The sequence below is a fragment of the Plantactinospora sp. ZYX-F-223 genome, assembly GCF_039649625.1.
Classification (GTDB): Bacteria; Actinomycetota; Actinomycetes; order Mycobacteriales; family Micromonosporaceae; genus Plantactinospora.
This window is the reverse complement of the sequence record NZ_JBDJAV010000005.1, coordinates 226,865-246,802: the sequence shown is the minus strand read 5'-3', so window position 1 is coordinate 246,802 and position 19,938 is coordinate 226,865. Positions and strand designations below refer to the sequence as shown.

The 19,938-nt window shown below is 74.8% G+C and carries 15 protein-coding genes; 7 read left to right on the top strand and 8 right to left on the bottom strand.

Features of this window, described 5'->3' with window-relative positions:
- Positions 1-135 precede the first annotated feature (135 nt).
- The 3 genes from AAH979_RS07535 to AAH979_RS07525 form a co-directional block, all read right to left on the bottom strand.
- A complete protein-coding gene (locus AAH979_RS07535) occupies positions 136-978 on the bottom strand; it encodes a DUF3152 domain-containing protein (RefSeq protein WP_346257292.1) in 843 nt (280 codons plus the stop codon).
- Between the two features lie 93 nt (positions 979-1,071).
- On the bottom strand, positions 1,072-2,037 hold the full coding sequence (locus AAH979_RS07530; RefSeq protein WP_346257291.1) for an alpha/beta hydrolase: 966 nt from the start codon (positions 2,035-2,037) through the stop codon (positions 1,072-1,074).
- A gap of 129 nt (positions 2,038-2,166) precedes the next feature.
- Positions 2,167-5,025, bottom strand: a complete 2,859-nt coding sequence (locus AAH979_RS07525; RefSeq protein ID WP_346257290.1) for a hypothetical protein — start codon at positions 5,023-5,025, stop codon at positions 2,167-2,169.
- 147 nt (positions 5,026-5,172) lie between these two features.
- Here AAH979_RS07525 and AAH979_RS07520 point away from each other — a divergent pair, with 147 nt between their 5' ends.
- On the top strand, positions 5,173-5,811 hold the full coding sequence (locus AAH979_RS07520) for a TetR/AcrR family transcriptional regulator (protein ID WP_346257289.1): 639 nt from the start codon (positions 5,173-5,175) through the stop codon (positions 5,809-5,811).
- 91 nt (positions 5,812-5,902) lie between these two features.
- Positions 5,903-6,130, top strand: coding sequence for a DUF3107 domain-containing protein (locus AAH979_RS07515; protein ID WP_346257288.1), 228 nt, complete (start codon positions 5,903-5,905; stop codon positions 6,128-6,130).
- 159 nt (positions 6,131-6,289) lie between these two features.
- Here the strand turns inward: AAH979_RS07515 and AAH979_RS07510 are convergent, their stop codons facing one another.
- Complete coding sequence (locus AAH979_RS07510) at positions 6,290-6,994, bottom strand: ferritin-like fold-containing protein (protein ID WP_346257287.1); 705 nt, start codon at positions 6,992-6,994, stop codon at positions 6,290-6,292.
- A 384-nt stretch (positions 6,995-7,378) separates the two neighbouring features.
- Between AAH979_RS07510 and AAH979_RS07505 the strand changes: the two genes are divergently transcribed.
- From AAH979_RS07505 to AAH979_RS07495, 3 genes are all read left to right on the top strand, one after another.
- Entirely contained in the window at positions 7,379-9,064 is a 1,686-nt protein-coding gene (locus AAH979_RS07505) for a DEAD/DEAH box helicase (RefSeq protein WP_346257286.1), read from the top strand.
- Positions 9,065-10,210 (top strand): SAM-dependent methyltransferase, encoded by a 1,146-nt coding sequence (locus tag AAH979_RS07500; protein ID WP_346257285.1) that lies wholly within the window; start codon positions 9,065-9,067, stop codon positions 10,208-10,210. It abuts the gene before it with no gap.
- 364 nt (positions 10,211-10,574) lie between these two features.
- On the top strand, positions 10,575-10,997 hold the full coding sequence (locus AAH979_RS07495) for a helix-turn-helix transcriptional regulator (RefSeq protein WP_346257344.1): 423 nt from the start codon (positions 10,575-10,577) through the stop codon (positions 10,995-10,997).
- 70 nt (positions 10,998-11,067) lie between these two features.
- Here AAH979_RS07495 and AAH979_RS07490 read toward each other — a convergent pair whose 3' ends face one another.
- Positions 11,068-12,126, bottom strand: coding sequence for a hypothetical protein (locus AAH979_RS07490; RefSeq protein ID WP_346257284.1), 1,059 nt, complete (start codon positions 12,124-12,126; stop codon positions 11,068-11,070).
- 160 nt (positions 12,127-12,286) lie between these two features.
- Between AAH979_RS07490 and AAH979_RS07485 the strand changes: the two genes are divergently transcribed.
- Positions 12,287-13,249, top strand: coding sequence for a C40 family peptidase (locus AAH979_RS07485; RefSeq protein WP_346257283.1), 963 nt, complete (start codon positions 12,287-12,289; stop codon positions 13,247-13,249).
- Between the two features lie 22 nt (positions 13,250-13,271).
- Here AAH979_RS07485 and AAH979_RS07480 read toward each other — a convergent pair whose 3' ends face one another.
- Complete coding sequence (locus AAH979_RS07480; RefSeq protein WP_346257282.1) at positions 13,272-15,476, bottom strand: DEAD/DEAH box helicase; 2,205 nt, start codon at positions 15,474-15,476, stop codon at positions 13,272-13,274.
- Positions 15,477-15,605: 129 nt separating this feature from the next.
- Here AAH979_RS07480 and AAH979_RS07475 point away from each other — a divergent pair, with 129 nt between their 5' ends.
- Positions 15,606-18,317, top strand: coding sequence for a hypothetical protein (locus AAH979_RS07475; RefSeq protein WP_346257343.1), 2,712 nt, complete (start codon positions 15,606-15,608; stop codon positions 18,315-18,317).
- Positions 18,318-18,485: 168 nt separating this feature from the next.
- Here the strand turns inward: AAH979_RS07475 and AAH979_RS07470 are convergent, their stop codons facing one another.
- Together AAH979_RS07470 and AAH979_RS07465 are read right to left on the bottom strand one after the other, a co-directional pair.
- Positions 18,486-19,232, bottom strand: a complete 747-nt coding sequence (locus tag AAH979_RS07470; protein ID WP_346257281.1) for an SDR family oxidoreductase — start codon at positions 19,230-19,232, stop codon at positions 18,486-18,488.
- Positions 19,233-19,343: 111 nt separating this feature from the next.
- Positions 19,344-19,913, bottom strand: a complete 570-nt coding sequence (locus AAH979_RS07465) for a TetR/AcrR family transcriptional regulator (RefSeq protein ID WP_346257280.1) — start codon at positions 19,911-19,913, stop codon at positions 19,344-19,346.
- Positions 19,914-19,938: the final 25 nt, after the last annotated feature.

The window sequence follows — 19,938 nt, the reverse complement described above, 5'->3', positions numbered from 1 at the left end:
CCGGCGTCGCCGCCGTCGACCGGCCTGGGCGGCGGCGATCCGCTGCCGGTCGAGCCGACCGCCGGAGCGCGCGTCATGGCGGGCCTCAGCCTTCCATGGCGACGGATCAGCGTCCAGGGTCGCTTCCCCCGCCGCCTACAGCGAGGGACCGGCGTACCGCTCGCCCTCCAGGTACGGCCACGGGTTCGGCACGCAGCCGTTGAGGAAGAGCGTCTGCTGCATCATCACCGGCGCGGCCCGACCCCGGCGGGGACAGCGCTCGTGCCCGTGCCCCAACTCGTGCCCGACCTCGTGGTTGACCACGTACGTCCGGTACCGGTCCAGCGGCACCTTGGCCGACACGTAGTGCGGGACGGAGCGCATCCAGCGGTCCAGGTTGATGATGACCCGTCCGGTGCCCCGGCAGGAGGTGTACGGCTTGCCACCGACCCGGATGTCCACTCCGGACGCGGCGCACATCTGCCGGGCCGTACCGGCGGTGACCAGGTACACGGTGAAGTCGTGCCCGGCCTTGTCCGGTACCCGCTGCAGCCGCAGCCGCCCGCTGCCGATCCAACTGCGCGGGTCGGCCAGCGAGGCGTCCACCTTCGCGGCGAACTCCGCGACGTGCTCGTCGACGTTGCGCTCCACCGCCACCCGGTAGCGCCGCACCGCCCCGGCCCGGCCGAGCACCTCGCCCCGGCCGGTGGCGTAGGTGAAGCTGCCCGGCCCGGTCGACGGCACCGGGTCGGTGAGCCGCAGCACCGGCGCGGGCGGCCGGCTCGGTGTGGGCGTCGGGGTGGCGGTCGCGGCGGCGGCCGGCGTCGTCGCCGGTACGGCCGGCTGGGCGGCGGCCTCCGGCTCGTCCCCGGTCAACCGGTCGGCCGGTGGCACCAGAACCCCGACCACCCCGACCGCGCCGGCCACACTCAGCATGAGCACCGCCAGCTGCCGGCCGCGCCGGAAGCGCGGGGCCGCGCGCCGCTCTCTCTTCCACACGCTTACTTAGTACGCCTGACCCACCCGGTTGGTTGCACGCACAACTCCAGATCACCCACCGGGGTCGGCCCGCAGCGGCACGGGGGGCGGCGGTCAGCAGGGGGCGGTCGGCAGCGGGCTCGTCTCGTCCAGCAGCGCCAGCGCCGCCCGGGCAACCGTCCGGGGCACCTCCAACTGCGGGACGTGCCCGACGCCGGCCAGCAGCAGCAGTCGACTGTCCGGGATCACCCGGGCCACCTGCGCCGGTACCCGGACGTCGACCAGCCGGTCCTGCGTACCGCCGATCACCAGCGTCGGGGGGCTGATCGTGCTGGCGATCCGCCAGAGCGAGCCGGACCCGGGCAGGTACGCCCGGACGAAACTGCCGACCAGCCCGCGCAGCGTACGCAGATAGGCCGCCGCGTAGTGCTCCGTCGTGTACCGGATCCGGATCTCCTCGATCGCCTCCAGCCGGCGCTGGTCGCAGATTCGGGTGGTGTCGGCGACACACGCCTCCATCACCTGCCGGGCCATCACCTCCGGCGGCACCTGGGTCAGCCAGCGCGAGGCGAACCGTTCCGCCATGGGCACCGCCAGCAGTGGCAGTACCCGGCCCTGGAGGGACCGGCGCGGGTCCAGGAACGGCATCGCCGGTGAGACCAGGGTGAGCGTACGGACCAGGTCGGGGCGGAGGCCGGCGACGCGCACCGAGACCGCACCGCCGAGCGAGTTGCCGAACAGGTGCACCGGTCCCCGACCGGAGTGCTCGATGTACCGGATCACCCGGTCGGCGAAGGCCGGGATGGTGTATTTCCGGGCCGGGTCGCTCCGCCCGAAGCCGGGCAGGTCGATGGCGTGCCCGTCGAGCCGGTCGGCGAGCAGACCGGCGAGGGAGGTCCAGTTCTGGGCCGAGCCGCCCAGCCCGTGCACGTAGAGCGCCGGCTCAGCGTCCGACCGGGTGGCCGGGGTCTCCCGGACGTAGGTGATCGAGCCGTCGATCCGTACGCCCCGGCCGGGCCAGGGCGGCGGCACCTCGTCCCGGGCGATCGACTCGTCCGCCACCAGCAGCGCACGCTTCATCAGTCAAGTGTGCCGGCCGTACGGAGATCACGCGGCGGGCCGGACCAGGCCGGGCCGGGAACGGGTCCGGGGCGGAGGCCCGTCTGGATGCCCCCGCCCCGGTTCGTTCCGTTTGCCCCGCCGGTCGGGTCAGGTGAGCAACGCCTCAAGCCGGCGGTTCACCGCCGCCAGGGTGGCCCGGACCACCGCCTGCCGCGGGTCGCCGGAGACCAGCGCCGAGCCGGCGAGCTGCTCGACCCAGCCGTCGCAGACCAGCAGCACCACCACGGTGGCGACCTCGCAACTGCCGAACGGCACCACCGCTGCGTGCTCGACGAAGCAGCGACCCCGCTCGGTGACCCGGGCGGAGGCGCTGAGCAGCTCGTCGATGGCCGCGGCCGCCGCCACGGCGCAGAGCCGCAGCACGTACCCGTCGACGGCGGGACCGGTGGCCAGCCCGGCCGCCGGCTGCTTCCCGGCGGCCAGCCGTACCTCGACGGTGGCGTCCAGACCGAAGGTGCTCACCTGCACGTGGTCGATGATCACCCGGGGTCCGGGCGGCGAACCCGGGTTCAGCGGCCGGGACGGCGCGGTCTCCGTGGTGGTCACCGGGCTTCCGGAGTAGGAGCTGCCGACGGTGCTGGGATTGGCGCTGAGCGGGGACCCGCTCCGGCCGGCCTCCGCGGGCGGCGCCGTCGGCGGCTCGCCGACGGTGGCCCGGCCCCGGTGACCCGGTGCCTGGTGCCGGCGACGCGGTTCCTCGGTCACCGGCTCGGCCCGGGGCTCCGGCTCGGCCGGCGGTGCGTGCCGGGGCTGCGCCGCAGCAGGCCGGGTCGGCGCGGCGGTCCCGGTGAAGCCGGGCGGGGCCGGTGGTGGCGCGCCGGGCAGGTTCTGCGGGGCGGCGGCCAGGCCCATCCGCTCCTGGAGCAGCCGTGCCACGTGCCGGCTCACCTCGGCGGGATCGGCACCGTCGGCGAGGTCCAGGCGCAGGCTGTGCGCCCCGGCCGGGGTGGTACGCAGCGAGGCGTCGCGTACCCCGGCGACTCCCCGGACCGCGTCCAGGATCGCGTTGACGTCGAAGCCGTCCGGTCGCTCGCGCAGCTGTGCCGCTCCGTCCTCCCGACGCAGATGGGTGGCGATCCGGGCCAGCTCGGGCGTCTCGGCGGGCGGCTCCACGGCGGGTGGCTCCGGCACGGTGGGCACGTCTGGCTCGGCCGGGACGCGTTGCGGCAACACGTCGCCGGGGTCCGCCGGCCGGGCGGCGGGCGCGGGCTCCGCCGGGGCCGACTCCGGATAGCGGTACGGCGCACCGGGGTAGCTCGGCCCGGTCGGCAACGCCAGGGCCTCCCGCCGGTACGGATATCCGGGCGCCTGCCCGACCGGCGGATAGCCGGTTGGTTCGGCACCCGGCGGCGGGCCGGTCGGCCCGGACGGATAGCCGGAAGACTCGACAGCCGGGGCGGGCCCGGGCGACGGATGGCCCGCCGACTCCGCACCGGGGGCGGGCCCCGAGGGCGCGCCGGGTGGGCTCGACGGCTCCGCGCCCGGCGCCGAGGGGGCCGGCCCGGCCGGGCCGGGCAGGTAGCGGGGCGACTCCGGGCCGGGCGGACCGGACAGCCCGCCGGGACCCGGCAGGTAGCCCGGCGCTTCCGGCCCGAGCGCGGCCGGCCCGGGATAGCCGCCGGGCTCGTTCGGCGCGGACCGCCGGCCCGCGGTCTCCGGCGCCGCCGGGACGTGCCGGGCGGCCCCGGGGTTCGCGAAGCCCGTGTTGGCCGACGGCGAGCCGGCGTGCCCCTCTCGGGGGATCGACCCGGTCGGCGATTCGGGTACCCGCTGCGCCGGCTGGTCGGCCCAGCTCGGCGACCAGTGCTGCTCCCGCCCGCCGGGGGTCTCCGGCTCGTGGGCCGGCTCGGGCTGTGCGACGGCCTCGGCGGCGTGCTGACTCTCCGGCTGCCGGGCGCCCTCCTGCTCCGGGGGCACGCCGGCCGGGGCCCATGGCGGGGCCCAGCCGGACGACCAGTTCGCCGGCTCCTGGCCCCGGGCGTCGGCCGGATGGACCGGTGCCGGTCCGCGCTCGTCGATTTCCGCCGGACCCCAGCCCGGTCCCGCCGGGCCGGCCCGCTCCGGAGCGGGCGGCGGGGCCGAGGAACGGTCGGGCTGGCGGGGTACGGCGGGCATCAGCGCGGTCATCTCGGTCACCGGCGGGTGGTCGTGCTCGGACGGCGGCCGGAAGCCGCGACCGCGCTCGAAGTCCGCCGCGACCAGGTGCTCGGGCGGCGCCGCGCCGCCCACCTGCCCGGGCGGCGCAAACGGCGGCCCGGAGGTCACGGCCGGCGGTCCGGAGATGGCGGCCGGCGGGCCCGACGTCACCACCGGCGCTGCCGGCGCGGCACTGGGCGGTCCCGAGACCGCGGCCGGTGGCGCGGAGGTCGGCCCGGGGTAGGCCGGTGATGCCGGCTCCCCCCAGCGCGGCGGTTGGCCGGCCGGTCCGATGCCGGCGCGCTCCGGCTCTGCGTAACCGGGCTCGCCGAAGGCGTGCCGGGCGGCACCGGACTGATCCGGCTCGCCTGGCGGGAGTTGCCCCGGCTGCCCCGGATAGTCCGTGACGGCGGCGCCCGGCAGCTCCGGCCCGACTCCCTGCCGGCCGGCCGGATCGGCCCCCTCCACCTCGTACGGATAGCCCGGCCCGCCGCTCCAGCCCCGCTCCGGCTCGGGCGCATCGCCCAGGTGCACGCCGTTGACCGGTTGCCGAAGCTCCCGGATCGGGATGCTGGGCGAGACCGGCAGCGGGCGGGGGCTGTAGGCCGCGTGGTCAGCCCAGCCGCGGCTCACCGCCGGCTCGACCGCCTGGTGCCACTGCCGTCCGTTCGGATCGACGCCGGCCTCGGCGCCGGACCAGCCCGCCTCGGCCGCCCAGCCGTTGCCGGGACGGGCCGGGTCACCCTGCGGACCTGCCCCGTTACCGTGTTCTCCCGGTGTGGGGGCTCCGGGTTGCCCTGTTTCGTCCACCGTGCGCTCCTTGGTCGCCCCCGCTGAGGCTACCGTGTGGTGGCAGTGCCGATAAGTTACAGCGGCGGGCTAATTCGGCAGTCGAGTGATGGATCCCTGCTCCGGTCGGAATGAGTCGACAGCGTGCGAGGTGAAGCGGAGGTGACCATGACCCAGGTGGGAAACGGCGCGCAGACGGCCGGCCGCCCAACGCGGCTGCCGCGCTCGGCACGGCGTAAGCAACTGCTGGCGGCGGCCCAGGATGTGTTCGTCGCCCAGGGATACCACTCGGCCGCGATGGACGACATCGCCGAGCGGGCCGGGGTCTCCAAGCCCGTTCTCTACCAGCACTTTCCCGGAAAGCTGGAGCTCTATCTGGCGCTGCTGGACACGCACTGTGACGCGATCGTGGCCAAGGTGCGGGAGGCGATGGCGGCGACCACCGACAACAAGGAACGGGTCAGCGGGGCCGTCCGGGCGTACTTCGACTTCGTCGACCACGAGAGCGGCGCGTTCCGGCTGGTGTTCGAGTCGGACCTGCGCAACGAGCCGGCCGTGCGCGAGCGGGTCGAACGGGTGGAGCAGGGCTGCATCGCCGCCATCACCGACACCATCATCTCGGACACCGGGGTGAGCCGGTCCCGCGCCGAACTGCTCGCCTCCGGGCTGGTCGGCGCGGCCGAGACCGCGGCCCAGTTCTGGCTCGCCGGCGGGCGGCAGGTGCCGAAGGCCGAGGCCGAGGCGCTGCTCACCGGGCTGTCCTGGCGCGGAATCGCAAGCTTTCCGTTGCAGGGCGAGTCAGCCTGAACGGTTGCAGAGCGAGTCAGCCTGAACGTAACCGGCGCGGATCGGATAGCCTTTCCGACGGCGGATCTTTCGCCCCGAACGAGGAGGCCACGTGGAGGTCAAGATCGGCGTGCAGTACGCGCCGCGCGAGCTGGTCCTGGAGAGCGCGCAGACGCCGGCCGAGATCGAGCAGATCGTGACCGACGCCCTCAGCACCAACGACGGCACGCTGTCGCTGACGGACGAGAAGGGCCGTCGGGTCATCGTGCCGGTCAGCAAGGTGGCCTACGTCGAGATCGCCGAGGCATCGCCCCGGGCGGTCGGCTTCGTCGCCCGCTGACCCGGACCCGCGCCCGCCCCGGCACCGCCCGGGGCGGGACACCGCCTGGTCGCCGCCACCGCCGCCACCACCGGCAGCACCGGAGCCGGCGACCGGGGCGGAAGTCGTTCGCCCCGACCGGGCTCAGTTGTCCGACCGGGCTCAGTTGTTCAGTCGGGCTCAGTTGTTCAGCCCGACCGCCGACATCCTTGCGGTGTGCGCGGCGGTCAGTCGTTTGAACAGCGTCTGCACCCCCGACTGGTCGTCGAAGCCGGTCGCGATCAGGGCGGTCAGCGCCACCCGCTCGCTGGCGGTCCGTCCCGCCTGGGAGAGCCCCTCGCCGACCAGTCGCCGGGCCCACATCGAGAGCCGGTTCGCGACCTTCGGGTCGGCCTGGATGGCGAGCCGGATCTCCTGACCGGCGAACTCGTCGTACCGGGAGCCGTGCAGCACGTCGAGCACGAGCTGCCGGTCGGGCTCGGCCAGGAACCCCGCCATCTCCCGGAAGAAGTCGTCGGCGATGGCGTCCCCGACATACGCCTTGGTCAGCGCCTCCAGCCAGTCCTTCGGCTCGGTCGAGTCGTGGTACGACTGGAGCGCCGGCACGAACGGGGCCATCGCCTCGCCGGGCGGTACGCCGAGTTCGGTCAGCCGGTCGGCGAGCCGCCGGTAGTTGGTGATCTCGACGGCGGCCATTTCGCTCAACACGGCACGTCGCCCCAGATCAGGAGCCAACCGGGCATCGGCCGCCATCCGGTCGAAAGCCACCAGTTCGCCGTACGCGACCAAGCCCAGCAGGTCAACGACGGCGCCCCGGACGGTCGGGCCGGTCGGCTCGGCGGGGGTGCGGGACGGGATCGGGGCGGGCTCTGCGGGGGCGGACACGCCCGCAGGGTACCGCCCGGCCGCCCGGACCGGGCCCGCCGGAACCGGACGACACGCACCGACGATCACCGCCCGCCCGTCGCCGGGTCGTGGGTCACCCGCTGGAGCGGATCTGTAACGTATGTCACATCGCCGGACCCCGGTCGGCGGTCGCGTCCCCGGACCGGAGACGTCGTTTGCCGGGCTCAGGTAGCATGGATCAGTTGCCGAAGGAGGCAGAGCCCGGAAGACCTGAATCGTTTCCGGAAATTCTGTCCTGCGGCGCGCGCGTGCGGCCCGGTCTTCTACTCGGCGTTCAGCCGTCGACCGTGTGGCCCGCGCCATACCGACATCGCGCCCTACGGACGAACGGGGCGCACCACGAGAGGGCACCCCCACAACCACATGAGCGATCACATCGAAAACATCATGGCCGGCCAGGCACTGGCCGCCGACGCACCGGTCCGACCCGAGGCACCCACCTTCGCCGAACTCGGCGCCCGGGCGGAGACCGTGGCCGCACTCGAAGCGGTGGGCATCACCAGGGCGTTCGCCATCCAGGAGTACGCCGTGCCGATCGCGCTGCGCGGCACCGACCTGATCGGCCAGGCGCCGACCGGCACCGGCAAGACCCTCGGCTTCGGCGTACCGCTGCTGGAGCGGCTCTTCGCCCCCGGCGAGGGCAGCGACGGGCTGCCCCAGGCGCTGGTCGTCGTACCCACCCGGGAGCTGGGGCTCCAGGTCGCGAAGGACCTCGCCGCGGCGGGCAAGACCCGGGGCGTACGGGTGCTGCCGATCTACGGCGGCGTGGCGTACGAGCCGCAGGTCGAGGCGCTGCGCAAGGGCGTCGAGATCCTGGTCGGTACGCCCGGCCGGCTACTGGACCTGGCCAAGCAGAAGCAGATCCGGCTGGACCGGGTTCACGCGCTGGTGCTGGACGAGGCGGACCGGATGCTCGACCTGGGCTTCCTGGACGACGTCGAGAAGATCCTGGCGATGCTGCCGGAGGACCGGCAGACGATGCTCTTCTCGGCCACCATGCCGGAGCCGATCGTCGCGCTGTCCCGGCGGTTCCTCCGGCACCCGGTGAACATCCACGCCGGGCACACCGCCGAGACCGGGCCGTCGCCGCAGACCGAGCAACTGGTCTACCGCACCCACTCGATGAACAAGATCGAGATTGTCGCCCGGATCATGCAGGCGCGCGGGCGCGGACTGACGATGATCTTCACCCGTACCAAGCGGGCCGCCGACCGGGTCGCCGAAGATCTCGACTTCCGTGGGTTCGCGGTCGCGGCCGTACACGGTGACCTGGGTCAGGGTGCCCGGGAGCGGGCGCTGCGGGCGTTCCGGGCCGGCAAGATCGACATTCTGGTCGCCACCGACGTGGCCGCCCGGGGGCTGGACGTCACCGGCGTCACCCACGTGGTCAACTACGACTGCCCGGAGGACCAGGACACCTACACACACCGGATCGGCCGTACCGGTCGGGCCGGCGCCACCGGGGTCGCGGTGACCTTCGTCGACTGGGACGACATGCCCCGCTGGCGGATCATCGACAAGACCCTCGGGCTGGAGATGCCGGAGCCGCCGGAGACGTACCACACCTCCGCGCACCTCTACACGGACCTGGACATCCCGACCGACGTCGCCGGCACCCTGCCGTCCGCCGAGCGGACCCGGGCCGGGCTGTCGGCCGAGGTCGAGGAGGACCTCGGCGGCCGGTCCCGGAGCACCGCTGGCCGGCGCGGGCCGGGTCGCGGCGACGGCGCGGGCCGGTCCCGCAACCGGCGCGGCGGCGGTAGCCGCAGCGCCGGCACGGCCGACCCGGTGGTCCCCGAGGCCGAGGTCACCGGCGAGGACGAGCCGCGCCGCCGGCAGCGCCGCCGGCGCCGGGCGGGCGAGGTCGTGGCCGGCACGCAGGGCTCGCCCGAGCCGGTCGAGGCCGGGGCGCCCCGGGCCGAGGCGACCGAGGCCGCCAGCGGTGGTGGCGCGCCGACCGCGGTCGAGGCCGACGGGTCCGCCAAGCCGCGCCGCCGGCGCCGCCGCAGTCGCCGGGGTACCGGTGGCGACGCCGCCACCGGCGAGTAGATGCCACAACAGCTCGACGCGGCGCTCGCGCAGGTGCGGGCACTGCTGCTCGATCCCGGGCTGACCCGCGCCGTCGCCGCCGGGCGGCGGCGTGGGCAGCTCCCCACCGTGGTACGCGCCGAACTGCGCCCGGTCGCCCTCAAGTCGGGTGCCCGGCTCCAGATCGTCACCGACGACGGCGCCCGGCCGTTCACCCGGAACGTCGCTCCCGGCCCCGAGGCGGACGCGGCGGTCGACGCGCTGCTGGCCGAGCCGTTCGGCAACTGGCACGTCGAGACCGCGACCGCCACCCTGCAACTGCGGGTCACCAAGCGGGGCGAGGCGCAGTTGCACCGGGTCGCCGCGCAGCGGCCCGCGACGCCGGCCACCTCGCACGACCGGACCCGGGAGCACCTGCTCGACCCCGGTGACCCGCTGTTCGCCGCGATCGGTGGCAGCGCGGCCAAGCGCCGGCAGGTCGACGCGTTCCTGCGCGCCCTCGCGGCCACCCTGCCGGAGGAGCTGACCGGCCCGCTACGGGTGGTCGACCTCGGCTGCGGCAACGCGTACCTGAGCTTCGCGGCGTACCGCTATCTGGCCGGGCGGGGCATCGAGGTGGAACTGGTCGGCGTGGACGTACGCGAGGACCAGCGGCGCCGCAACACCGCGCTCGCCGAGCAGCTCGGCTACGCCGACCGGGTACGTTTCGTCGCCGGCACCATCCTGGAGGCGACGGTCGAACCCGCCCCCGACCTGGTGCTGGCGCTGCACGCCTGCGACACCGCGACCGACGAGGCGCTGGCCCGGGCGGTGCGCTGGGGTGCCCGCTGGATCCTCGCCGCCCCGTGCTGCCACCACGACCTCACCGCACAGTTGCGGGCGCATCCGGCCCCGGGCCCGTACGACCTGCTGGTCCGGCAGGGCATCCTGCGGGAGCGCTTCGCCGACGTACTCACCGACGCGCTGCGGGCGGCACTGCTCCGGCTGCACGGCTACCGGGTCGAGGTGGTGGAGTTCGTCGACTCCCAGCACACCCCGCGCAACCTGCTGCTCCGGGCCCGGCACACCGGCGCGGAGCCGACCGGGCAGCAGCGCGACGACTACCGGGCGCTGGCCGGCGACTGGCAGCTCACCCCACGGTTGCAGACCCTGCTCGGTTCGCCCTGACCCGCACCGCCCGCTCCGGCAGCGGTCCGGCACCACCTCCGGCAGCGGTCCGGGACCGGCGAGTACCGGTGGCGACAACCGCCCGGGCCGGGCCGGCCACCCGGGCTTGCCCCGCACCGCCGGACCACTCGGGCTGACCGCACGGCCGCCTCCGGGGCCGAGTCGCAGCGCCGGGCCGGGCCGCCGACCGGCGGTTCATCGGCCGTACCGGCGGAACTCTCCGGACGATCGGGTGGCCGGGGCCGATGCCGGCCGACCGTTGGTACGGGCGGGGTGGGTGCGATCAGTCGGGTTTGCCGGCCACGCTTCCGGATTACTCTCGAAAGACCACCCGAAGTCCGGGCGAAAGGGTTTTCCGCTGAGCATCGGTGCCGCACAGGACTCGCCGCAGGCGGCCTTCGCCCGCTTCGTCCGGCGGGCCATCGACGACGCCAAGAGCGAGCGCGGCTGGACCGTCAGCGACGTGGCCGCGCACACCGGTGTGGGCCGCTCCACCCTGTTCCGCTGGCTCGCCGGGGACTGGCAGGACTATCCGGAGCTGGCCAAGGTACGCGGTTTCTGCACCGCCCTGGACGTACCGGTCGGGGTGGCCTTCCGGGCGCTCGGCCTGCCCGACGGCGAGCAGCCCGGCGCGCCCCGGCGGGACCGGATCGAGTCGCCGGTGGACGCCGACCTCCGGGTGATCATGAGCCGGCTCGCCGACCCCGGCGTACCGCCGGAGGAGAAGAAGCTGATCCGGGACATGCTGCGCTATCTGGCCCACCGTCCGGTCCGCCGCGCCGGCTGACCGGACCGGCGCTGCGCCGTCGCGTCCCGGGCAGGCTCCCGGGCCGGCAGGGTCGACCGGGGCCCCGGGCTCAGGGCACCGTCAGGGTGAACTCGGCCGTGTGCACCGCGCCGGCCACCTGGAAGTCGAAGTACATCCGGTACCGCCCGGAACTCGGCGCGGCGAGCCAGAACTTCACCGCCCCGCCCACCAACTCCGGCTCCGGGTGGACGTGCACGTAGCCCAGGTCGCCCTCCCGCAACACCACCAGATGCCCGTACGCGCCGAGGTAGGGCTCCAGCGCGGTGACCGGGTTGCCGCCGGAGAAGACCCGGAACAGCACCGGCTGGCTGGCCCCGACCTGCGGAGTCCCCTCGTAGGTGACGGTGAACCCGTCGACCGTCGCCTCCCGGGCCGCCGCCGGCAGTGGTCGGGGGGCGTAGTCACCCGCGACCACCAGGTCCACCCCGAGGGTCAGCGGCAGCTGCCCGCCGCCGCCGTCGAGCGCGGTGAAGTCGGCGTACGCCCGCCAGACGCCCGGGGCGGGCAGGGTCAGCGGCACGCTCCAGGTGCCGTCCATCGCCATCGTCGGATGCAGGTGCTGGTAGCCGCTGAGATCCCGACGGGCCACGATCATGTGCAGCGGCTTCTCGTGCACCACCGCGTACCCGGTCACCGGCTGGCGGTCCGGGCCGCGTACCTGGAACCGGAAGTCATGGGCCCGGCCGGCGGTCAGGGTCGTGGCGGCCGGCACCAGGGTGTAGCCGCTCGCGCTCACGCTCAGGCCGCCCGGCTCGGCACCGCCGGCCGGACCGCCGGGCGCCCCGCTGGGATGCTCGTGCGGCCCCGTCCCCGGCGGATGGTTGTGGTCGGTGGCGCTGGCCGCCGGCTGCGCGCCACCGCCGGCCGCCGGAGTGCCGCCGCCGTTCATCCGGCCGAGTCCGAAACCGGCGAGCAGGGCGAGCACCAGGCCACCCACGGTGAGCGCGAGGCGTACGGTGCCCCGGTCCGGCACGGCCGACTCGGCGGATCCGGCGGGATCGCCGGCCGGTCGACGGTCCCGGGAAGGGCCGTCCGCCGCCCGCCGGGCAGCGCCCGACGCCGGCCCGGTCCGGCCGGTCTCCGGCGCCGCCGGCTGCTCACGCGTCACGACCGGCAGGTTACCGTCCCGGTCCGGCGGCTCACCGTCCCGGCCCGGCGGTGCGGCGTGCCCGGTCACCGATGATCTTCGGGAAGCGACAGCCATCGCGGTACGAAACCGAATGGCTTCGATGCGTGGCCTCCCGTCGGCATCGATCGTTAAATAGATCGTGCCGACCACCGCATTGCCACGTCGCGCCGCAGCACTCGCCGTCGGGATGACCGTGGCGTTGTCACTCGTCCCCGCGCCGGGCCGGACCGCACCGGTCACCGACCCCGCCGAGCGGATCGCGGACGCGGCGGAGCAGTTGGAGATCGTCGTCGAGCAGTACAACGACCTGCGGGAGACGCTGCGGGAGACCCGGGTGCGCAGCGCGGCCCTGCACGCCGAGATGGGGCCGTTGGAGCGCGCGATCGAGGCGCACCGTACCGAGGTCAGCCTGATCGCCGCCCGGGCGTACCGCACCGGCGACACCCACGCGCTGGGAGTGGTGGGCAGCCTGCTGGGCGCCGCCACCCCGGAGAACCTGATGGACCCGCTGCTCCTGCTCGACCGGTTGAGCCGGGAGCAGCACCGGGTGATCGCGGCGCTGACCGAGGCGCACGACCGGCTGGCCCGGGCGCGGCGCACCGTCGAGGCGCTCGCCGCCCGGCAGCGGAGCCAGGAGCGGCAGCTCGCCGCGCGGAAGCTGGCGATCGAGACCGAACTGGCCCGGCTCGCCCGACTGCCCGGCCCCGACGAGCCGCCCGCCGGGGCCGCACCCCGGCTGCCCGAGCCGCCGACCGGGGCCGCCGGCAAGGCCGTCCGGTTCGCGTACGCCCAGCTCGGCAAGCCGTACCGGTGGGCCGGGGACGGCCCGGACGGGTACGACTGCTCGGGGCTCACCTCGGCCGCCTGGGCGGCTGCCGGCGTCCGGCTGCCGCACAACGCGGCTCGGCAGTACCGGGCGGTGACCCGGATCAGCCGTGCCGCCCGGCAAGCCGGTGACCTGGTCTTCTACTACCGCGACCTGCACCACGTCGCCATCTACGTCGGCGACGGGAAGATCATCCACGCGCCGCGTACCGGCACCCGGATCCGGATTGACCGGGTCGACTACCAGCCGATCGTCGGATACGGCCGACCTCGCTGAGCCCCGCCCGCACTCGGATCGGTCAGCCGGCGACAGCGAGCGCGAACGGAAGCACGCCCGGGGCACCGGCCTGGCGCAGCAGGCGGGCGACGACCGTCATGGTCCAGCCCGAGTCGACGAGATCGTCGACCAGCAGGACCGGACCGGTCAGCCCGGCCAACGCCCCGACCAGCGGTTCGGATAGCGGGAAGGCGCCGTGCAGCGCGCGTACCCGCTGGGCGCTGTTGCTGCGCGGGCCGGCACCGGCGGGCCCGCCGTCCCGGGCCGGCACCTCGCCGAGTAGCGGCAGCCGGCCGACCCGGGCGATCCGGTCGGCCAGCCCGTGCACCAGCCGGGGTCGCCGCCGCGAACCGACGGCGAGTACGGCGACCGGCCGGGCCGGCCACGGATCGTCGCCGTGCGCCCACGCCTTCAGCACCTCGACCACGGCGGTCGCCACGTCCTCCGGCAACTCCGCGTCCGGCGCCTCCGGCCCGGTCAACGCGCGCAGCCGGCCGCCCCAGCCGAGATCGGAGAGCCGCCCGACGGCCCGCCCCGGGTACGCTTGCTCGGCCGGCCCGATCTTGCCGCGCAGCGGTACCCCGACCGCCTCCAACCCGGTCGGCCAGAGCTTCTTCGCCGGGATCTCCACCCCGGGGCGGCCGAGGAACGCCTGCGCGGCGGCGAGCGCCGGTGCCGACACCTCGGCGTCGAACCAGGCCCCGGTGCAGCGGTCGCAGCGCCCGCAGGCGGTCGCCGCCGGATCGTCCAGGCAGCGGCGGAGGAACTCCATCCGGCAGCCGGCGGTCGAGGCGTAGTCCCGCATGGCCTGCTGCTCGGCGGTGCGGGCCTGGGCCACCCGGCGCAGCCGGGCCGCGTCGTAGTGCCACGGCTCACCGGTGGCCAGCCAGCCGCCTCGGACCCGGCGTACCGCGCCGTCGACGTCGAGGACCTTGAGCATCAGCTCCAGCCGGGTCCGGCGCAGGTCGACGATCGGCTCCAGGGCCGGTGTGGAGAGCGGACGGTCCGGGTGCAGGGCGGCGAGGACGGCCCGGACCTGCTCCTCCGGCGGAAAGGCCAGCGAGGCGAAGTACCGCCAGATGGCCTGGTCCTCGGCACCGGGCAGCAGCAGCACGTCGGCCGCTCCGACGGCCCGGCCGGCCCGCCCGACCTGCTGGTAGTAGGCGATCGGCGACGGCGGCGCGCCCAGGTGCACCACGAAACCCAGGTCCGGCTTGTCGAATCCCATGCCCAGCGCCGAGGTGGCGACCAGGGCCTTGATCTTGTTGTCGAGCAGGTCCTGCTCGGCGGCGCGGCGGTCGGCGTCGTCCGCCTGGCCGGTGTACGACGCGACGGCGTAGCCCCGGCCGCGCAGGAACTCGGCGGTCTCGCCGGCCGCCGCCACGGTCAGGGTGTAGATGATCCCCGAGCCGGGCAGCTTGTCGAGCTGGTCGGCCAGCCAGCCGAGCCGGTGTGCCGGGCTCGGCAGGTCGAGTACGGCCAGCCGCAGCGACTCGCGGTCCAGCGGCCCGCGCAGCACCAGTGCGTCGCCGAGTTGCTCGGCCACGTCGTCGGTGACCCGGCTGTTGGCGGTGGCGGTGGTGGCCAGTACCGGCGTGCCGGCCGGCAACCCGGCCAGGAAGGTACGCAGCCGCCGGTAGTCGGGGCGGAAGTCGTGCCCCCAGTCGGAGACGCAGTGCGCCTCGTCCACCACCAGCAGCCCGGTGGTGGCGGCGAGCCGGGGCAGTACGCCGTCCCGGAAGTCCGGGTTGTTCAGCCGTTCCGGGCTGATCAGCAGTACGTCGACCGTGCCGGCCTCGATCTCGGCGACGATCTCGTCCCACTCGTCCAGGTTGGCCGAGTTGATGGTGCGGGCCCGGATCCCGGCCCGGGCCGCCGCCTCCACCTGGTTGCGCATCAGCGCCAGCAGCGGCGAGACGATCACGGTGGGCCCGGTACGTCCCGCCCCCGCCCCGGCGGCCTGCCGGAGCAGTGCGGTCGCGACGAAGTAGACGGCGGACTTGCCCCAGCCGGTCCGCTGCACGCAGAGCACCCGGCGCCGCTGCACCACCAGCGCCTCGATGGCCCGCCACTGGTCGTCCCGGAGCCGGGCGTGCTCGCCGGCCAACCGGCGCAGTACGCCCTCGGCCCGCTCGCGTACCGACCCGGGCTCCGCGCCGGCCGGCCCCCGATCGTCGGGCGGCCCGCCGCTCGGCTCGTGGTCGTCGGGCGTCCGGTCTGCGTCCATCCGGCCTTTCTACCAGGACGCCACGACGGACCCGGCGCACCGTTACCCGGGTGAGGCCCGTACGGCCTTGCCCCAGCTACGACACTGTGGTGATCTGTGGAACACGGATAGCGACGGCCGGAGGTGAGCATGCGAGGAGCGGCGGCGGCCCAGGGCCAGCCGACCTCGGGACGGGAACGCCTGCCGTCCGGCGGTTCGGAGTTCCTCGCCCTGTTGGCCCGGCTGCTGCGCCGGCCGCGGCGGGGAGACCGGCGGCTGCCGCTGATCTGGCTGGTCCGCTCGCCGGCCTCACCGGACCTGATCGCCCTGCTGCGCCGGGTACTCGGCCGGGGCCAGCGACGACGGATCCCGCACGCGGTCCTCGACCTGACCGAGCTGACCGCCACCGACATCGCCGGTGAGTTGCGGGAGGCGCACCGGCAACTCTCCCTGGAGGCGTTCGGTGGCGAGCGGCTCCGTTTCCGGCACTACCCGCTGGCCGACTGGCTGCTGCACCAGCCCGTACCGGAGGCGGCGGAGGCGGGCGAGGACCGCCGGCCCGCCCTGGCCCGGCAGCTCCGGGACCGGCGCGGCGCCCGGCCGGGCAGTGACCCGGCCGGTGGCGGCGACGGGGACCTCTTCTCCACCGTGTACCAGCTCGTGTTCTGGCTGGTCCGGCGGGCGATTCCGAGCGCCGTGTTCCGGGTCGCGGTCTCCGGTCGGGTGCCGCTGCTGGGGCCGCACTACCGGTGGTTCATGCGGCAGCAGTATCTGGCGCCCCGGCAGTCGGTGACCTTCCTCGGGTTCGCCGAACGGCTCACCGCCGGCTGGCGGGACGGGGAACAGCCGGACCAGGTGAACAAGCTGCTCGTGCACGCGTTCCTGGAGGACCTCCGGCAGGCGTACCGGCGGCGGCTCTGGCGGCCGTCGAGCTGGCGGCGCACGGCGTACCCGGTGCTGCTGCTGAACAACGTGACCGCCGGTGATCCGGGGCACACCCTGGTCCGGCTGGTCAACGACGTCCGCAACGAGACCGGCCGCAACGACCCGCTGCTGGTGGTCGCGGCCGGCGCCGAGCCGCCGCCGGAGCTACCCGAGCCGTACGCCCTGGTCGACGCCGAGGAGGCGTACGACGAATGGGTGGACGTGCTGCCGGAGACCCGGCGGCTGCGCCGGCCGGCCGCCTGGCTGATCGCCCTGCTGCTCGGCGACCCGAGCGCGGGCTCGGAGCCGAGGGGCGGGCTGCTCAACTTCACTCCGCCGGGCCCGCCGTGGTGGAGTCGCCGGTTCCTCCCCACCGCGCTCGCCCTGCTGCTGGTCGCCGTCGCGGCAGTCTGGGGGAACTCGCGCTGGAGCCTGGACTGCCATCCCCGGCCGTTCGACGGCGCGGTCTCGGTGGAACGGGTCGGCGGCGAGTGCATCGGTTACAGCGACACGGCCGGGCACGTCTTCAACCGCGACCCGGGGCAGGGCCGGCTCCGCGCCGTGCAGCACCGCATCTTCGCGCAGAACGCCGCCGCCGAGCAGGTCTGGCAGCGCAGCGCGCAGCGCCGTCCGCTGGTCACCCTGGTCTACCTGGGCACGCTGACCGGCAACCGGACCCGGGCCGACGAGGAGTCGTACGTCTCCGAGCGGGAGGAACTGGAGGGCATGGCGACCGCCCAGTACGCACTGCTGCGCGAGTCGGCCGGTGCCGACGGCGCCGCGCTGCTCCGGGTGGTGGTCGCGAACGCCGGACAGCAGATGCGGCACGCCGGCCGGGCGGTGGCGATGCTCGAAGGGCTGGTCCGGGACGACCCGACCGTGCTCGGCGTGGTCGGGCTGGTGGAGAGCCGGACCAGCACCGCGACGGCGCTGCGGGAACTCAACCGGATCGGCCTGCCGGCCCTGGCCCCGACGCTCTCCGCCGACGGCATGCACGAGAACTCCAAGCTCTACCTCCAGATCTCCGCCCCCAACCGGGACCAGGCCGCGCTGATGGACGAGTACGCCCGGCAGGTGCTCCGGGTCAGCGGAGCGCGCGTCTACTACACCACCGGGGAGAACAGCTCGCTGACCGAGGATCTGTACGTCGGCACGCTGGTCAGCGATCTGCGCCAGCGGTTCGGCGACCGGCTGAGCCGGGTCGAGGAGTGGCGTACCGGCCAGCGGATGACCCAGGAGTGCGGCTACACCGGCGCGCTGATCTTCGCCGGCCGGTGGTCCGAGTTCGACGGCTTCCTCCGGGCGCTCAAGGAATGCGGCCCGAACCCGCCCCGGCACCTGGTCGGCGACGACTCGGTCAACCGGTACATGGCCAATCCGGGGTTACGGGCCAGCGCGCCCGGCAACCTCCCGGTCACGTACGTCTCGAAGGCGGCCCTGGCCACCTGCGCCGCGCTGCGTACCGCCCGGGACCAGCGCGACGACGTGCGCGGCAGTTTCCTCTCCTGGATCCAGGCCGACGACCTGCTCGACCAGCCGCGCTGCCGGGACGACGGCCCGAGCGCCCAGGTCGGGGAGCGGGTCAGTCTCGCCTACGACGCCGCCACCATGGTGGTACGCGCGGTGGAGAGCCTCGCCGCCCGGCTGCGGCACGGCAGTCCGCGCGAGGCGTGGGATCCCCGGGCTGTCAACCCGGCCGGGGTGCACACCGAGGTACTGCGGCAGAACGCCGAGAACGGCTATCCGGGGGTCAGCGGCCTGATCCGGTTCGCGGCCGACTCGGGCGAGCCGGTGGCGAAGCGGCTCTCCCTGGTCCGGGTCGAGCGGGTGACCGACGTCGACACCGAACCGGTCGAGGTCTTCCACTGCGGCTCGGCCGACGACCCCGCCGAGCAGCGCTGCGGACCAGCGCGATCCGCCCCGGCCGGATCGGCCTGATCCCGCCGGCCGACATGCTCAGCCGTCCCGCTCGGTGCTGGCCTGCTCAACGGCTGAGCGCGGTAGGGGGCCTACGGGCCGGGTGGTGGCCACGGGGGACCCGTCACCCGGCCCGTTCGGCTCTCTCCGGGCCCTCCCGCCCGTGCGGGCCCGCCCCGGACCGGCGCGTCAGCGCCCGAAGACCGATCCGCCGTTCACCCCGAGCACCTGGCCGGTCACGTACCCGGCGGCCGGGCTGGCCAGATATCGGACCGCCGCGGCGATCTCGGCCGGCTCGCCGGCCCGCCCCACCAGGGTCGCGTCGACCCGCCGCCGGTGCCCCTCCGGCGTCATCCGGTCACCGAAGAACTCGGTGTCGACGACGTAGCCCGGGCTCACCACATTGACCGTGATCTGCTCAGGTCCGAGTTCCTGGGCGAGGTGGTACGCCCAGCCGTGCAGCGCCGCCTTCGCCGCCGAGTACGGCCCGCCGCCGCCCCGCTGCGCGGCGATCGAGCTGAGCAGCACCACCCGGCCACCGGGCCGGCGCAGTGCCGGCCGGAGCGCCTCGGTCAGCAGCACGGCGGTGAGCACGTTGCTGTCGAGGTTGGCCCGCCACTGCGCGGCCACACCGTCCAGGGTGGACGGATCACCGCCCAGGTAACCGCCCGCGTTGTTGACCACCACGTCGACGGTGCGCCCGCCGATCGCCTCGGTGACCCGACCCAGTTGCGCCGGGTCGGCCAGGTCCGCCGGCACCGCCTCGACCGAGCCCGGTCGACCGGTCCGCGCCCCGATCCGGGCGGCGGCCTGCTCCAGCAACTCGGCCCGGCGGCCGACCACGATGACGTCGTACCCGTCCTCGGCCAGGCCCTCGGCGATGGCCGCGCCGATCCCGGTCGCGCCGCCGCTGACCACCGCCAGTCGTTCCGGCATCCGCTCTCCCCGTTTCCCTCGTGCCACGGCACCGGCCGAGTCCGAGGTCCTTCACCGACCCGGCGCGGAACGCCACGGCCCGCAGCCGTCCGCCCGGGCCGGCGAGCCACGCTACCCGCCGGGCTCAGGCGCCGTACAGGTCTCGTGGATCGATCCGGCGATCTCCGCCATCCACGGGTCGGGCGGCACCGCGCCGGGCCCGACCACCTGCATCGCGGCCAGCACGGTGAGCAGCATCCCGATGCCCAGGAAGTCCCGGGTCTCCTCGGCGCTCGCTCCGGTCAGTTCCCGGATCAGCCGGTAGATCCGGCCGAAGCAGTCGCGTACGGCGCTGCCGATCACCGGGTCGGAGCTGGCCGCGAAGCCGTGCAGGAGTACGGCGAGCAGGTCCCGTTCGGCCAGCAGCTCGTCGTACGCCTCGCCGAGGCTGTCCAGGTCGGCCGAGCGCTCGGCGGCGTCCCGGAACACCTGCTCGATCCGGGCGGCGGCGTGCTCGACCGCAGCGACGAAAAGTCGTTGCTTGGAGCCGAACAGCCGGATGACGTACGGCTGGGAGACCCCGGCCAGCCGGGCCACGTCGTCGGTGGAGGTGCCGGCGTACCCGGAGACGGCGAACGCCTGCACGGCAGCGCCGGCGAGTTGCTCGCCGCGCTCCGCGGCGGTCAGTCGGGTCCTGGGCATCGTCGCCCTCCTTCCGCCCTCCGTA

Bases quoted from the DNA above. Each gene is read 5' to 3' on its own strand.
- AAH979_RS07500 (WP_346257285.1), top strand. From the start codon at position 9,065: ATGCCACAACAGCTCGACGCGGCGCTCGCGCAGGTGCGGGCACTGCTG.
- AAH979_RS07505 (WP_346257286.1), top strand. From the start codon at position 7,379: ATGAGCGATCACATCGAAAACATCATGGCCGGCCAGGCACTGGCCGCC.
- AAH979_RS07520 (WP_346257289.1), top strand. From the start codon at position 5,173: ATGACCCAGGTGGGAAACGGCGCGCAGACGGCCGGCCGCCCAACGCGG.
- AAH979_RS07475 (WP_346257343.1), top strand. From the start codon at position 15,606: ATGCGAGGAGCGGCGGCGGCCCAGGGCCAGCCGACCTCGGGACGGGAA.
- AAH979_RS07465 (WP_346257280.1), bottom strand. From the start codon at position 19,913: ATGCCCAGGACCCGACTGACCGCCGCGGAGCGCGGCGAGCAACTCGCC.
- AAH979_RS07480 (WP_346257282.1), bottom strand. From the start codon at position 15,476: ATGGACGCAGACCGGACGCCCGACGACCACGAGCCGAGCGGCGGGCCG.
- AAH979_RS07470 (WP_346257281.1), bottom strand. From the start codon at position 19,232: ATGCCGGAACGACTGGCGGTGGTCAGCGGCGGCGCGACCGGGATCGGC.
- AAH979_RS07530 (WP_346257291.1), bottom strand. From the start codon at position 2,037: ATGAAGCGTGCGCTGCTGGTGGCGGACGAGTCGATCGCCCGGGACGAG.